17 protein-coding genes are annotated in these 15,081 nt (G+C 69.6%); 16 read left to right on the top strand and 1 reads right to left on the bottom strand.

The features are described 5' to 3' along the window. The coding region (locus tag B8460_RS09255; RefSeq protein ID WP_048861309.1) for a hypothetical protein at positions 1 to 186 on the bottom strand (186 nt) is incomplete at its 3' end. A gap of 246 nt (positions 187 to 432) precedes the next feature. Between B8460_RS09255 and B8460_RS09260 the strand changes: the two genes are divergently transcribed. From B8460_RS09260 to B8460_RS09335, 16 genes are all read left to right on the top strand, one after another. Then, the gene (locus B8460_RS09260) at positions 433 to 1,152 is read left to right on the top strand and encodes a response regulator transcription factor (RefSeq protein ID WP_048861310.1); all 720 of its coding nucleotides are present in this window, start codon (positions 433 to 435) and stop codon (positions 1,150 to 1,152) included. Between the two features lie 108 nt (positions 1,153 to 1,260). Continuing rightward, positions 1,261 to 1,821, top strand: a complete 561-nt coding sequence (hslV, locus tag B8460_RS09265; RefSeq protein ID WP_048861322.1) for an ATP-dependent protease subunit HslV — start codon at positions 1,261 to 1,263, stop codon at positions 1,819 to 1,821. 23 nt (positions 1,822 to 1,844) lie between these two features. Further along, positions 1,845 to 3,164 carry an ATP-dependent protease ATPase subunit HslU gene (hslU, locus tag B8460_RS09270; protein WP_048861311.1) on the top strand — a complete coding sequence of 440 codons (1,320 nt, stop codon included), beginning with the start codon at positions 1,845 to 1,847 and terminating at the stop codon, positions 3,162 to 3,164. A gap of 85 nt (positions 3,165 to 3,249) precedes the next feature. After that, positions 3,250 to 3,474 carry an AbrB/MazE/SpoVT family DNA-binding domain-containing protein gene (locus B8460_RS09275; protein WP_199445592.1) on the top strand — a complete coding sequence of 75 codons (225 nt, stop codon included), beginning with the start codon at positions 3,250 to 3,252 and terminating at the stop codon, positions 3,472 to 3,474. After that, positions 3,471 to 3,845, top strand: coding sequence for a type II toxin-antitoxin system death-on-curing family toxin (locus tag B8460_RS09280; protein ID WP_048861312.1), 375 nt, complete (start codon positions 3,471 to 3,473; stop codon positions 3,843 to 3,845). Before B8460_RS09275 ends, B8460_RS09280 begins: the two co-directional genes overlap by 4 nt. A 31-nt stretch (positions 3,846 to 3,876) precedes the next feature. After that, complete coding sequence (locus B8460_RS09285) at positions 3,877 to 4,332, top strand: SufE family protein (protein WP_048861324.1); 456 nt, start codon at positions 3,877 to 3,879, stop codon at positions 4,330 to 4,332. 93 nt (positions 4,333 to 4,425) lie between these two features. Beyond that, a complete protein-coding gene (locus B8460_RS09290) occupies positions 4,426 to 5,847 on the top strand; it encodes an MBOAT family O-acyltransferase (RefSeq protein ID WP_048861313.1) in 1,422 nt (473 codons plus the stop codon). Positions 5,848 to 5,854: 7 nt separating this feature from the next. Further along, positions 5,855 to 7,084, top strand: a complete 1,230-nt coding sequence (locus tag B8460_RS09295; RefSeq protein ID WP_048861314.1) for an alginate O-acetyltransferase AlgX-related protein — start codon at positions 5,855 to 5,857, stop codon at positions 7,082 to 7,084. Positions 7,085 to 7,273: 189 nt separating this feature from the next. After that, positions 7,274 to 8,506 (top strand): urea ABC transporter substrate-binding protein, encoded by a 1,233-nt coding sequence (locus B8460_RS09300; RefSeq protein ID WP_048861315.1) that lies wholly within the window; start codon positions 7,274 to 7,276, stop codon positions 8,504 to 8,506. 19 nt (positions 8,507 to 8,525) lie between these two features. Further along, complete coding sequence (locus B8460_RS09305; protein WP_048861316.1) at positions 8,526 to 9,392, top strand: branched-chain amino acid ABC transporter permease; 867 nt, start codon at positions 8,526 to 8,528, stop codon at positions 9,390 to 9,392. Positions 9,393 to 9,395: 3 nt separating this feature from the next. Next, entirely contained in the window at positions 9,396 to 10,436 is a 1,041-nt protein-coding gene (locus B8460_RS09310) for an ABC transporter permease subunit (RefSeq protein ID WP_052945195.1), read from the top strand. Positions 10,437 to 10,484: 48 nt separating this feature from the next. After that, positions 10,485 to 11,213 (top strand): ABC transporter ATP-binding protein, encoded by a 729-nt coding sequence (locus B8460_RS09315; protein WP_048861317.1) that lies wholly within the window; start codon positions 10,485 to 10,487, stop codon positions 11,211 to 11,213. Further along, the gene (locus tag B8460_RS09320; RefSeq protein WP_241771160.1) at positions 11,213 to 11,917 is read left to right on the top strand and encodes an ABC transporter ATP-binding protein; all 705 of its coding nucleotides are present in this window, start codon (positions 11,213 to 11,215) and stop codon (positions 11,915 to 11,917) included. The genes B8460_RS09315 and B8460_RS09320 overlap by 1 nt, the downstream gene beginning before the upstream one ends. Positions 11,918 to 12,062: 145 nt before the next feature. Then, entirely contained in the window at positions 12,063 to 12,923 is an 861-nt protein-coding gene (locus B8460_RS09325; protein ID WP_048861319.1) for a hypothetical protein, read from the top strand. 4 nt (positions 12,924 to 12,927) lie between these two features. Next, complete coding sequence (locus B8460_RS09330) at positions 12,928 to 13,944, top strand: lysylphosphatidylglycerol synthase domain-containing protein (protein WP_048861320.1); 1,017 nt, start codon at positions 12,928 to 12,930, stop codon at positions 13,942 to 13,944. 30 nt (positions 13,945 to 13,974) lie between these two features. Beyond that, positions 13,975 to 15,081, top strand: a 1,107-nt coding sequence (locus B8460_RS09335) for an aminotransferase-like domain-containing protein (RefSeq protein WP_158322783.1), incomplete at its 3' end; no start/stop codon positions are given.

Consider the following 15,081-nt stretch of genomic DNA (forward strand, 5'->3'; position numbering starts at 1 on the left):
GGCGCTCGCGGTCTCGGCCGCCAGCACGGCGAGCGGCGCCCGCCCCTCGATCAGCACCGGCAGCCCGCGCTTGAGCTCGGCCGCCGCGCGCTGCACGACGCGCATCTGCAGCACGTCGCGCGTCAGGCGGGGGATCTCCGGCCGGCCCGCGTCGGGGCGGCTGTCGGGGGCAACGCTGCGTGTCATGCGGCCTGTTCCGGAACGCCACGGCAGAGGCGGGAAACCTCTGCCTGTATCCTCGTATATGGCGGGCCGGGGCGCGGTGGCGAGGCTTGCGCGCGCGGCGTCGCGGCCGGCGGCGTCGCGGGGATGATGCGACGCGGCATGCCCTCACGATGTTGCGTGTTTCTTGCGGCGCGGTTTCAGTGGCTGCACGGTAGGTGGCGGAGCGTCGGGCCCGCCGCGGCGGTTGGACAGACGAAGGGGGAGACGATGTCGGGCGAGCGGCCGATCTTGATCGTGGATGACGACCGGGCGCTGCGCAGCCTGCTTGCCGAGCAGTTTGCGGTGGACGGGGAGTTCGCCGCGGTGGAGGCGGGATCGGTCACCGAGGCCGACGCCCTGCTCGCCGACGGGTCGGTGCGGTTCGAGGCGATCATCCTCGATGTCGGGCTGCCGGACGGCGACGGCCGCGATTTCTGCGCCCGGCTGCGCCGCGAGGGCGTGAAGGTGCCGATCGTCATCCTCACCGGCTCGGACGACGAGAGCGACGTGGTGCGCGGCCTCGATTCCGGCGCCAACGACTACATCGCCAAGCCCTTCCGTCTCGCCGAATTGCTGGCGCGGCTGCGGGCGCAGGTCCGCATCTACGAAAACAGCGAGGACGCGGTGTTCATGATCGGCCCGTACACCTTCCGCCCGTCGGCGAAGGTGCTGCAGGAGCAGATACGCAACCGACGCATCCGCCTCACCGAAAAGGAGGCGGCGATCCTGAAATACCTGTATCGCGCCGGCACGAAGCCGGTCGCCCGCCAGGTGCTGCTGAACGAGGTGTGGGGCTACAACGCCAACGTCACCACCCACACGCTGGAGACGCACATCTACCGGCTGCGCCAGAAGATCGAGCCCGATCCGTCGAACGCGAGGCTGCTGGTGACCGAGGGCGGCGGCTACCGGCTCGACCCGGAGGGGCTGCCCGACCTGCCCGCCTGAGGGGACGGAGGCCGTGCCGGAGGTCTGCCGCGCCGGGCGGGCCGGCATGCGCGCCCCGCCCGTTCGTCCCGGCTTGTGCGCGCGGCCGGGGCGGGCCATCTGCGCGCGATGACGACAGACAGCACGCATGATCCGATCGGCTGGCACGGGACGACGATCCTGTGCGTCCGCCGTGACGGCCAGGTGGCCATGGCCGGCGACGGGCAGGTCAGCCTCGGCCAGACCATCGTCAAGGGCAACGCCCGCAAGGTCCGCCGCATCGGCCCGTCCGGCGCCGTGCTCGCGGGCTTCGCCGGCGCGACCGCCGACGCCTTCACCCTGCTGGAGCGGCTGGAGGCGAAGCTCGAACGCTTCCCTGGCCAGCTGGAACGCGCCTGCGTCGAACTGGCCAAGGACTGGCGGACCGACCGCTATCTCCGCCGGCTGGAGGCGATGATGGCGGTGGCCGACCGCGACCGCAGCTTCACCCTGACCGGCAACGGCGACGTGCTGGAGCCCGAGGACGGGGTGATCGCCATCGGTTCCGGCGGCAACTACGCGCTGTCGGCCGCGCGGGCGCTGATCGAGATCCCCGCCCTGTCGGCTGAGGAGATCGCCCGCCGCGCCATGCGCATCGCCGCCGAGATCTGTGTCTATACGAATCACAGCGTGATCGTCGAAACGCTTTAGACGCGCGCACGGGAACAAGACGCATGGACGTCCCCACCTACACGCCCCGCGAAATCGTCTCCGAGCTGGACCGCTTCATCGTGGGCCAGTCGGACGCCAAGCGCGCGGTCGCCATCGCGCTGCGCAACCGCTGGCGCCGTCAGCAGCTGCCGGAAGGCCTGCGCGAGGAGGTGGTGCCGAAGAACATCCTGATGATCGGCCCTACCGGCTGCGGCAAGACCGAGATCGCCCGGCGGCTGGCCAAGCTCGCGCAGGCACCGTTCCTCAAGGTCGAGGCGACGAAGTTCACCGAGGTCGGCTATGTCGGCCGCGACGTGGAAAGCATCGTCCGCGATCTGGTCGAGGTCAGCCTGACCATGCTGCGCGACGTGCGCCGGCGCGAGGTGCAGGCCAAGGCGGAGCTGGCCGCCGAGGAGCGGCTGGTCACCGCCCTGGTGGGCGAGGGTGCGGCGGCCGACACCCGCAGCAAGTTCCGCCGCATGCTGCGCGACGGCGAGTTCGCCGGCCGCGAGGTCGAGGTGTCGGTGACCGAGCCCGCCGGCATGCCGATCGGCCAGCTCGACATCCCCGGCATGCCGCCCGGCCAGATGATCAATCTCGGCGAGATGATGAAGGGCATGATGGGCCGCCAGCCGCAGCGCCGGCGCATGCCGATCGAGGATGCCCGCCGCGCGCTCGAGCGCGAGGAGGCGGACCGGCTGCTCGACACCGACCAGATCGCCAAGGACGCGGTCGCCCATGCCGAGCAGAACGGCATCGTCTTCATCGACGAGATCGACAAGATCTGCGCGCGCAGCAGCGACGGCGGGTTTCGCGGCGGCGACGTCTCGCGCGAGGGCGTGCAGCGCGACCTGCTGCCGCTGATCGAGGGCACGACGGTCACCACCAAATACGGGCCGATCAAGACCGACCACGTGTTGTTCATCGCCTCCGGCGCCTTCCACCTCGCCAAGCCCGCCGACCTGCTGCCGGAACTGCAGGGCCGGCTGCCGATCCGCGTCGAACTCGCGCCGCTGTCGCGCGCCGACCTGCGCCGCATCCTGACGGAGCCGGAACACAGCCTGCTGAAGCAGTATTCGGCGCTGATGGGCACCGAGCGCGTCGATCTCGTCTTCGCCGACGACGCGGTGGACGCGCTGGCGGACCTCGCCGCCGACATCAACGACCGGGTCGAGAACATCGGCGCCCGCCGGCTGCATACGGTGCTGGAACGGCTGGTGGAGGACATCAGCTTCACCGCGACCGACCGGCCCGGCGAGACGATCACGGTCGATGCCGCCTATGTGGCCGACCGGGTGGGGCCGCTGGCGCAGAAGGGCGACCTGAGCCGGTTCATCCTGTAGCGGACGCCGTTATAACACCCGTTGCACGGTTCTAACCGCTGTTATATATAACGGCGGTTAGAACCTGAAGCGGGAGGCGGCGGCGATGATCGACCTGAAGGTGACGCAGATCGGCAACTCCCTCGGCGTGATCCTGCCGAAGGAACTGCTGTCGAAGCTGGGCGTGGCCAAGGGCGACACGCTCCACGCGATCGAGACGCCCGACGGCATCCGCCTGACCCATGCGGAGCCGGATTTCGAGGCGCAGATGAAGGTCGCGCGGGAGGTGATGCGCGAGCGCCGGGCCGTCCTGCGCGAACTGGCGAAGTGACGCTCTGGCTGGGGCGGGCCACGATCCTTGCCATCCATGACGAGCAGCTGGCCGAGCATGGCGGGGCGCCGGGACTGCGCGATCCGGGGTTGCTGGATAGCGCGCTGGCGCGCCCGCTGAACGCGGCAGCCTACGGCGACCCCGATATCGCCGAGCTGGCCGCGCTCTACGCGCTCGGCATCGTCCGCAACCACCCGTTCATCGACGGGAACAAGCGCACCGCCTATGTGGCGCTGGAAACCTTCATCCGGCTGAACGGGCTGCGCTTTCCCGTCACCGACGCCATGGCCGTGGTGGTCTTCATCGATCTCGCCGCCGGGGAGACGTCCGACGAGGAGTTCACCGTCTGGGTCCGTGAGAACATCGCTTGACGGGGTGGGCGGGCGCCCGCATCTGCCGTCCATGACCGACCCCTTCGTGCGTCCCGAGGATGCCAGCGCCGCCGAGGCGATCGCGGCGATCGGCGAGGCGCTGGACGTGTTCGACGACTGGATGGACCGCTACCAGTACATCATCGAGCTGGGCCGGTCGCTGCCGCTCTATCCCGACGCCTGGGCCGACGACGCGCACCGCGTGCCGGGCTGCCAGAGCCGGGTGTGGATGGAGATGGAGGAGCGGGACGGGCGGCTGTATTTCGCCGGCGCCTCCGACGCCGCCATCGTCTCCGGCCTCGTGGCCCTGCTGCTGCGCGTCTATTCGGGCCGCACGGCGGCGGAGATCGGGGCCACCGATCCGGTGTTCCTGAAGGAGCTCGGCCTGCTGGAGGCGCTGTCCACCAACCGGGGCAACGGCATCGCCGCCATGGCGCGCCGTATCCGCGAGGCGGCATCCCGCCACGCCGGCGCCGCGGCCGGCTGAGCCGCCGCCCCGCCGCCCGGGCCGGCTATTTCCCGCCGGGCGGCTTTCTGCTTGATTGGCTGATCGCAGACGAATCGGCCAACCTTCCGACACATGCTGTTCTACGAGCCGCTGTTCCTGTTTGTCTTCCTGCCGGCGACCTATGCGCTGTACTTGCTGGTCGGGCGGAACATCTGGCTGCGGCGCGCGGTCATACTTTCCGCGAGCGTTATCTTCTACGTCTGGTCGGAGCCGTTATTCGTCCCGGTCGTCCTTGCCTCGGCTTGGCTCGATCACTTCCTCGCCCGCCGCATCGCCGTCGCCACCGACGAGCGGCGCGCCCGCGCGATGCTGGCGCTGGGGGCGGTCGCCAATATCGGTATCCTGGTCCACTACAAATACACCGCCTTCCTGGTCGCCAACCTCGATGCCGTGCTGTCGGGCGCGGGGCTCCATCTGGCGGTGCCGCAGATCGCCCTGCCGATCGGCGTGTCGTTCATCGTCTTCGAGAAGATCACCTATCTGGTGGACGTGAAGCGGCGGCTGTCGGCGCCGGCGCCGAGCCTGACGACGTACATGCTGTACGTCTTTTTCTTTCCGAAGCTGCTGGCCGGGCCGATCATCAAGTATCACGACCTGCAGACGCAGCTTGCCGCCGTGCCGCCCGCCGGGCTCGAGGATTTCGCCGCCGGCTTCCTGCGCTTCATGCTGGGCGTGGTGAAGAAGACGATCATCGCCGATACGCTGGCGACGGGCGTGGACGTGGTGTTCGGCGACCATACCGGCCCGATCGGCTTCGCCAATGCCTGGTGGGGCGTGGCGCTGTTCACCTTCCAGATCTACTTCGACTTCAGCGCCTATTCGGATATGGCGATCGGCATCGCGCGGATGCTGGGCTTCCGCCTCGCCGAGAACTTCAACATGCCGTACATCGCGTGCAGCATGACCGAGTTCTGGCGGCGGTGGCATATCTCGCTGTCCACCTGGATACGCGAGTACCTTTATATCCCGCTGGGCGGCAACCGGGTCGGTGCGGCGCGGCAGTATTTCAATCTGTGGATCTGCTTCCTCGCCTCCGGCCTCTGGCACGGGGCGGCGTGGACCTATGTCGCCTGGGGCGCCTACAACGGCGTCTTCCTGGCATTGGACAAGCTGTTCCTGCTGCGCGTTCTCGACCGGCTGCCGCGGGCCGCGGCCAACGCCATCACCTTCGCCGTCGTCATGGTGGGCTGGACCATCTTCCGCGCGACGTCGCTGACGCAGGCCGGCGCGTTCCTCTTGGCCATGGTCCATCCGGGGCTCGCCGGCTACACCACGCGCATCTGGATCACGCCGGACATGCGCCTCGCCCTCGCGATCGCGGCGGTGGTGTGCGTCATGCCGCGCCTGCCGTTCTGGGGACGGCTGCGGGCGGGCTTCGCCGAGGGGACGACGCGCGGCCTCGTGCTGCAATACGGACTGACCCTGCTGTTCGTGGGCGCGGTGGGCAAGGCGCTGGCCGATCCGTTCACCCCGTTCATCTATTTCCGGTTCTGAGGCGGCGTTGCCCGTCCTCCGGCCCGCCCTCCGGACCTGGCTCCGCCGCCTGCCGCCGGTGCTCGGCGCCGGGCTGATCGCCCTCGGCGCCGCGCAGGTGATCTGGAACGGCACGCTCGGCAGCCTTGCGCCATGGCTGCACTGGCACGTGAAGATCCCGCTCGGCGCGCTGCCGGACAATCCGCCGCCGCTGTCGGCGGCCAGCTTCCTCGACGGGCGCTGGCAGCAGGCGGTGGCCCATTCAATCGGGCCGCGCACGATCCTCTACACCCCGTCGGTGCGGTGGAAGAACCAGATCTTCTACTCGCTGCTCGGCATGTCCGGGGCGAAGGAGATCGGCATGGGCCGGGGGCAGGAGCTGTTCCAGTGGGCCTATGTCCGGTCGTACTGCGAGGTCGATCTGGCGAAGATGGCGGTGGACGGCCCGCACTGGGCGGCGCGGCTGCGCGCGCTGCAGGACGCGGTCGAGGCGCGAGGCAAGCGGTTCCTGTATGTCATCACCCCGTCCAAGCTGCAGGAGATGCCCGGCATCCTGCCGAAGACCTTCCCCTGTCCGCATGGCGCGGAACATGACGAGAAGCTGCGCATGTGGCGGGCAGAGCTGCAGGCGGCGGGCGTGCACTATGCCGACGGAGTGCTGTCGCTCAAGCATGCCGAGGGGCGGTATCCGGTCGATTTCTTCCCGCGCGGCGGCACGCACTGGAACCTGCTCGGCGCGTCGCTGGCGGCGCAGGACATCACCCGGCTGCTTGACGCGCAGGGCGCGCGGCTGTCGCCCTTCACCTTCCGGGTCGCGGTCAGCCACCACCCGAAGGACTCGGACCGCGACATCTACGATACGCTCAACCTGCAGCTGCACGCCGACAATTACGCCGTGCCGCTGATGATCTATGACGCGACACCGCCCACGCCGTGCGTGCCCGAGCGCATCGCCGAGGTGGGCGGCAGCTTCCTGTTCCGGGTCAACGAGGCCCTGGATTCCATCGCCTGCCCGCCGGTGATCCGCATGTACTGGTACTGGGACGAGCGCGGCTTCCTGTACCGCGACGGCCGCCGCACGCAGTTCAAGATCACCGCGCCGCGGCGGGCCGAGGACATCCTGACCTGGGCTGAGACGGTGATCCTGGAGGAGAACGTCGCGACGATCCCGGACTCGGTCCACGGGCAGGACCTGATGGCGCTGCTCGACCATCCGGCCGACACCCTGCCGGCGACGCCGGTGAGCGCCGCGAAATAACGCCTTCGCGATTGCCGCCACCCCCGCCGTGCTGCATGCTCGCCCGCGCGGCGGTCATGGCCGACTTGCCGCGAACGCGCGGAGCTGCTCCGCGCCGGCTGATCCTGGCATACCCGTTGCAGACCGTGTGCGCCGCTGTCGGGCGCCGGGGCTGATCGGGCGTCGCGACAATCAAAAGGGTGAGTGGACATGGCGCTTAACCGCCGACAATTCGTGCAGATCGGTGCTGCCGCGGGCTTGATTGCCGCGCCGATGATCAACCGCCGCGCCTATGCCGCCGAGCCGATCAAGGTCGGCAGCCTGCTCGACCTGAGCGGGCCGCTCGGGTCCTCGGGCCAGACCATGTATGACGCGATCCAGCTTGCCGCCGCGGAGGTCAATGCCAAGGGCGGGCTGCTCGGCCGTCCGGTGCAGCTGATCAACTACGACACGCAGTCCACCATCCAGCTTTACTCGCAGTACGCGCAGCAGCTGGCGCTGAAGGACAAGGTCGACGTCGTGCATGGCGGCATCACCTCCGCGTCGCGCGAGGCGATCCGGCCGGTGTTCGACCGTTTCCGCGTGCTGTATTTCTACAACGTGCTGTACGAGGGCGGCGTGTGCGACCGCGACACGTTCTGCACCGGCACCACGCCCGCGCAGACGGTCAACAAGCTGGTCGACTACACGCTGAAGAACTTCGGCAAGAAGGCCTATGTGATCGCGGCCGACTATAATTACGGCCAGATCACCGCCAAGTGGATGAAGAAGTACACGCAGGACGGCGGCGGGTCCGTCGTGACGGTGGATTTCTTCCCCCTCGACGTCACCAATTTCTCGGCCACCATCGGCAAGATCCAGGAAGCCAAGCCGGACGTCGTGCTGTCGGCGCTGGTCGGCTCCAACCACACCGCGTTCTATCGCCAGTGGGCGGCGGCGGGCATGAAGTCGCGCATCCCCATCGCGTCGACCACCTTCGGTCTCGTCAACGAGCTGGCGACGCTGGATGCCAAGGAAAGCGACGGCATCATCACCGCGTACGGCTACTACGAGGAGATCGACACCCCGGCGAGCAAGGACTTCGTCAAGGCGATCCGCGACAAGTTCGGCGCGAGCGTGCCCTATATCGGCGAGCTGGCGGCGGTCACGTACGAGGGGTTCCATCTCTGGGCCGAGGGCGTGGTGAAGGCCGGCAGCGTCGATCGGATGAAGGACATCGTCGCGCTGGAAAGCGGCATCAGCTTCGATGGGCCGTCGGGCAAGGTGACGCTCGATCACGCGACGCACCACACGATCCGCAATGCCTATGTCGGCAAGGCGGTCAACAAGAAGTGGCAGGTGCTGCAAAGCTTCCCCAACCAGGCGCCGGCCGATACGGCGGCGGTCTGCGACCTGATCAAGCACCCGAACACGGACAAGATGTTCGTCATCGACGTGAAATAGGCGCGCGGGGATACGGGGCGTGGACCTGATCGGCCTGACCGGCTTCAACATCCTGGTCGCGATCGCGACCCTGGTGCTGCTCGCACTGGGGCTCGGCGTGATCTACGGCATGATGCGCATCATCAACCTCGCCCATGGCGAGTTCCTGATGCTCGGCGCCTACGCGACGGCGCTGGCCACCAATCACGGCGTCAACATCTGGATTTCGATGCTGATCGTCTCGCCGCTGGTGGTCGGAATCTTCGGTCTGCTGGTGGAGCGTCTGTTCATCCGCTTCCTGTACGGGCGGATGATCGACACGATGCTGGCGACCTGGGGGCTCAGCCTCGCGCTGATCGGGCTGGTCACCACGCTGTTCGGCACCACCGTGCAGGGGGTCTCCGCCCCGCTCGGCGGGTTCGCCATCGGCCGCTATCAGGGCAGCCTGTACGGGCTGTTCCTGGTGGCGTGCGCGGCCGCCATGCTGGGCGGCCTGTATGCCCTGCTGCGCACGACGCGCTTCGGCCTGATCGTGCGGGCGACGATGCAGAATCCGAACATGGCGGCGGCACTCGGCGTGTCGCCGCCGCGTATCTACATGGCGACCTTCGCCCTCGGCTCGGCGCTGACGGGGCTGGCGGGCGGGCTGCTCGCGCCCGTCTCCGGCACCGCGCCGAACATGGGCGTCGCCTTCGTCGCCAAGTCGTTCATCACCGTGCTCGGCGGCGGCGCGGCGTTCGTCACCGGCACCGGCCTCGCCTCCACCCTGTTCGGCATCATCGACGAGATCGCGACGGAGCGCACGACGCCGGTGTTCGGCGAGGTGGCGCTGCTGCTGTCGGCGGTGATCCTGATCCGCGTGCTGCCGCAGGGGATCACCGGCCGCTTCTTCCGCAGGAGCACCTAGACCATGGCGGGGGCCATCGCGTCCGGCTGGGCGAGTTTCGCGGCGATGCTGCTCGCCGGGCTCGTTCTGATGTTCGGGCTGCCGCACGTCTTCGACCTGTTCGGCCTGCTGCAGATGACGGTCTTCGTCGCCATGGCGGTCCTGGCCCTCAGCCAGGGCTTCATCTGGGGCTATGGCGGCATCATGAGCTTCGGGCAGTCGGCGTTCTTCGGCCTCGGTGGCTATACCTATGCCGTCGCGGTGATGAATCTCGGCGACAGCACGGGGGCGGTCGCGCTGGCGATCGCGCTGCCGGCGGCGTTCGCGGCGCTGCTGGGCTATTTCATGTTCTACGGCCGCATCAGCGACGCCTATGTCGGCGTGGTGACGCTGACGGTGACGGTGATCCTGTTCAACGTCTTCAACTCCACCGCCGGCGACTGGTACACGATCGGCAACGCGCCGCTCGGCGGCTTCAACGGCATGCCCTCGGTGCCGCCGCTGAATATCCCCGGCCATCCGGACGAGCCGCTCGATCCCGGGCAGCTTTGGTACGCGGCGATGGGGTCGCTGATCCTGGTCTATGTGCTGCTGCGCGGCGTGCTGGCGAGCCGGTTCGGCCGTGTCGTCGTCGCCATCCGCGAGAACGAGACGCGGGCGATGCTGCTCGGCTACGACCCGCGGCTGTACAAGCTGCTGACCTTCACGCTCGGCGGCGGCATCGCGGGGCTGGCGGGCTGCCTGTTCACCAACTGGGGCTCGTTCATCAGCCCGACCGCCTTCAGCCTCGCGCAGTCGGCGCAGATCATCATCTTCGTGCTGGTGGGCGGCCTCGGCACGCTGCTCGGCCCGATCCTGGGCGCCGTCGCGATCCAGTACATGGTCACGCTGATCGGCGCGCAGCAGAAGGTGGACGGCAACCTGATCGTGGGCGTCGTGCTGATCGGCTTCGTGCTGCTGGTGCCGCAGGGCGTGGTGCCGGTGGTACGCAACGTGCTGCAGCGCCTGTTCGTCCGCACGCCGCGCGGCGGGACCGCTCCCGTCGCGTCGGAGGCGCGGCCATGAACCTCGCGTCGGAGGTGCGGCCATGAACCTCGCGTCGGAGGCGCGGCCATGAATGCCGATGCCGTCCCGCTGCTGGAGGCGCGTGGCATGACCATGCGCTTCGGCGGCGTCACCGCCGTCAACAACGTCGACTTCGTGCTCGGCGAGGTGGAGCTCCGCTGCCTGATCGGCCCCAACGGCGCCGGCAAGAGTACGTTCTTCAAGATGCTGACCGGCCAGCTGACGCCGACCGCGGGGACCGTGCGCTTTCGCGGCGAGGACATCACCGGCGCCTATCCGCATCAGGTCGCGCGCCGCGGCGTGGGCATCAAGACGCAGGTGCCCAACGTGTTCGACGGGCTGACGGTGCGCGAGAACGTCTTCGTCGCCGCCGCCCGCCTGCATCAGGCGCGCACGGCGCGGCGCATCGCCGACGAGACGATCGAGCATGTCGGCCTGACCCGCATCGCCGGCCGCATGGTCGGGCAGCTTGCCCATGGGCAGCGGCAATGGGTGGAAATCGCGGCGGTGCTGGCGCAGGAGCCGGATTTGCTGCTGCTCGACGAGCCGGCGGCCGGGATGAACAAGGAGGAGGTCGCCCGCACCTCCGAACTGATCCGCGAGATCAACAAGACCAAGGCGCTGATCGTCGTCGAGCACGACATGCAGTTCATCCGGATGATCGCCAAGACCGTGACCGTGTTCAACCAGGGTTCCATCCTGATCGAGGATGACGTGCACACCGTGCTGTCGAACCAGTCGGTCCGTGACGTCTATCTCGGGCGGCAGGCGGCATGATGCTGACCGTCGATCGCCTCGCCGCCGGGTACGGGCGCATCCCGATCCTGTTCGGCGTCAGCTTCTCCGTCGCGGCGGGGGAGTTCGTCGGCATCCTCGGCCATAACGGCATGGGCAAGACGACGCTGCTGCGTGCGCTGATGGGCTATGTCCCGGCGACCGGCGGCAGCGTCACCTTCGACGGCGCCGACATCACGCGCCTGCCCCCGTACGCGCGCGCCCGGCGCGGGATCGGCCTCGTGCCGCAGGGGCGGGAGATTTTCCCCAACCTGACGGTGGCCGAGAATCTGCGCATGGGCTGCCTGCTGTCGGCGGGGGACGAGCGCGAGACCATCGCCGGCGTGCTGACGGTGTTCCCGCGACTGGAACGGCTGCTGGATCGCGCGGGCGGGGCGCTGTCCGGCGGCGAGCAGCAGTTGCTGGCGCTGGCCCGCTGCCTGTGCGCCGGGCCGCGGCTGATCCTGCTGGACGAGCCGACCGAGGGCATCCAGCCGTCCATCATCGACGAGATCATCGAGGCGCTGCACACCCTGCGGCGCACGCGCGAGCTGACGATCGTGCTGGTCGAGCAGAACCTTCATTGTATTGCGTCGCTTTCGCAACGCGTGCTGATCATCCAGAAGGGGACGATCACGCAGGAAGTCTCGCCCGAGGCGGTGCGCGATCCGGCGCTGATTCACGAGTTCGTTGGTATGGCGGGCTGAGCGAAGCCCCCCATCTGATGCCGCACGCGGTATAAGTTGATCGTCCCGCGCTTGGCGCGGGGCCCCCCAAGCTGGTATTCACCACCTCGTGAAGGCGAGCACGGCCGTGCGCAGGACGTCTGGCCCGCGCGCGGAAGGGAGACGCATGGCAATCAAGGTCGGATCGGACGCGCACAAGGTGCTGTTCTGCGAGCAGTTCCTGGCCACCCACGAACACTACGACCCCGAAACCCTGCCCTGGCCGGACCTCGACGAGACGCAGCTGGCACGGCTGCGCGGGGTGCCGTTCTGGCAGGAAGTCTATCACACCGAACGGCGGGCCGGCGCCATCGTCAAGGCGTTCACCCCGCAGGTCGAGGACACGCTGGTGCGTGACGCCATCGCCCTGCAGGGCGTGGAGGAGGCGCGCCACGCCGAGCTGCTGCGCGTGATGATCGCCCGCTACGGCCTGGACGCGACGGAGCAGCCGCTGGAGCGGTTTCCGGACAATCTGGAAACGGCCTTCATCGATTTCGGCTACGGCGAGTGCCTGGATAGCTTCCTCGGCTTCGGGGCGTTCAAGACGGCGCGGCAGAGCGAGTTCCTGCCGGAATCGATGTTCAAGATCTTCGACGTGCTGATGTACGAGGAGACACGGCACATCGTGTTCTTCATCAACTACATGGCGTGGCGGCAGGTGGTGCGCGGGCGCGGCGCGGCGCCGCTGCGGGCGCTCAATTCGGCCTGGTTCTACGGCCGGGCGGCGCGGCGGCTGTTCGGCATGGTCCAGCGCGGACAGGCCGCCAACGATGGCCGCGACTTCGCGGTGACGCAGGCGAGCATGTTCCTGGAGGGGTTCAGCTTCCGCCAGTTCGTCGAGGATTGTTACCGCGAGAATGCTCGGCGGATGAGCGCGTTCGATCCCGACCTGTTGCAGCCCCGGCTGCTGCCGCGAATCGCGGACGCGGCGGCGGTGGGTCTGCGGCTGTGGGAGCGGCGCCGGCCGCATCTGCGCAAGGCGGCCTGATCCCGTGAGCCGCGTGCGGCTGATCGCGGTCGTCGGGCTGCTGGCCGGGCTCGCGCTGGCCACCTTGCTGATCCTGCATCGCGGCGTGGTCGCGGTCTGGGACGCGGCGGCGGCGCTCGGCTGGGGCGGGTTCGCCGCCGTGCTGGGCGTGCATGGCGTGCTGATCGTGGTCATGGGCCTGTCGTGGTGGGTGCTCGGCCTCGGGCGGGCGGATGCGCGGCCCGGAAGGTTCGTCTGGGGACGGCTGATCCGCGACGGGGCGTCCGAGGCGCTGCCGTTGTCGCAGGTCGGCGGCTACGTGTTCGGCGCCCGGGCGGCGACGCTGGCCGGCGTGTCGGGCGCCTTCGCCGCCGCCTCGACGGCGGTGGACATCACCGCGGAACTGGCGGGACAGCTGCTGTACACGCTGCTAGGCCTTGGCCTGCTGGCGGCGCTGCGGCCGGGCGATCCGCTGCTGTGGCCGCTGTTCGGCGGCGTCCTCATCATGACCGCGCTGGGGGCGGGGTTCGTCGTCGTGCAGGCGCGCGGGGCGGGCGCGATCGAGCGGCTGGGCGCCCGGCTGGCCCGCGACTGGCTGCATGTCGGCAGCGGAACATCCGACGCGCTGGCGCGGGCGATGCGCGACATCTACCGCCGGCACGGGGCGCTGCTGCTGGCGGTGGCGCTGCATACCGCGACCTGGATCGGCAGCGGGCTGGAGACGTGGCTCACGCTGCGGCTGATGGGCGAGAACGTCACGGTCGGGCAGGCGCTGGTGATCGACAGTCTTCTGTACGGCATCCGCAGCGTGGCTTTCCTGGTGCCCAACGCCCTCGGCGTGCAGGAGGGGGCGCTGGTGATGCTGGGCGGGATGTTCGGCCTCGGGCCCGCGCACGCGCTGGCGCTGTCGCTGATCAAGCGTGCCCGTGACCTCGTGATCGGGGTGCCGGCGCTGTTGGTCTGGCAAATGCTGGAGGGACGGCGCGTCTGGCCGGGCAAGACGGCGGCCGAGCGGGCGCCGGCGGAGGTCGACGCGGCCTAGCTTCGGGAAACCGGCGGGAGGGGCGGGGTGGTGGCGGAGCGCACGGACTGGCTGCCCGACCTCGCCCGCACCCCGGGGCCGGTTTATCTCGCGATCGCCAACGCGCTGGCCGGGGCGATCGGGCGGGGCGAACTCCAGCCGGGCGAGCGTCTGCCGCCGCACCGGACGCTGGCGGCGACGCTGGGCGTCGATCTCACCACGGTGACGCGCGGCTACGCCGAGGCGCGGCGGCGCGGGCTGCTGGACGCCGCGACCGGGCGGGGCACCTTCGTCCGGCGCGAGGCGGCGGCGGCCGGGGCGCGGGCGGGCGTCGTGGACATGAGCATGAATCTGCCGCCGCTGCCGGCGGACCCCGACCTGCGCGAGGCGCTGCGCGAGGGGGTGGCGCGGCTGCTGCGTCACGAGGATCTGGCGACCCTGATGGCCTATCGCCTCGGCGCCGGCACCGCGCAGGACCGCGCGGCGGGCGCGGCCTGGCTTGCGCCCACCCTGGGCGAGGTGTCGCCCGGGCGGGTGGTGGTCTGCCCCGGGGCGCAGAGCGCGGTGCACGCGGTGCTGGCGACCCTGGCGCAGCCGGGCGACGCGGTGGTGACGGAGGTCGAGGCTTATCCGGGCCTGCGCGCGGCGGCGGCGCATCTCGGTCTGACGCTGATCGGCTGTCCGATGGATGCCGAGGGCGTCGTGCCGGAGGCGCTGGAGGCGCTGTGCCGCGACCGCCGGCCCTGCGCCGTCTATCTCACGCCTACCATGCAGAACCCGACCACGGCGACGATGGGGGCGGCGCGCCGGGCGGCCGTGGCGCAGGCGGTGGAGCGGTGCGGCGCGATGCTGATTGAGGACGACGCCTATGGGCTGCTCGCCGATCCGCCGCCGGCCGCGATCAGCCGGTTGATCCCCGCGCGGGCCTATTACGTGGCGACGACGGCCAAGACGCTCTCGCCCGGGCTGCGCGTCGCCTATCTGGTGGTGCCGCCGGGCCAGCACGCCGCGCGGGTGACGGCGGCGCTGCGGGCGGCGGTGATGATGGCGTCGCCGCTGCTGTTCGGGCTGGTGACGCAATGGGTGCGCGACGGCACGGCGGGGCGGTTGCGCGACGGCATACGGCGCGAGGCGCGGGCGCGGCAGGCGCTGGCGCGG

The organism is Acidisphaera rubrifaciens HS-AP3, from assembly GCF_000964365.1.
Taxonomy (GTDB): Bacteria; Pseudomonadota; Alphaproteobacteria; order Acetobacterales; family Acetobacteraceae; genus Acidisphaera; species Acidisphaera rubrifaciens.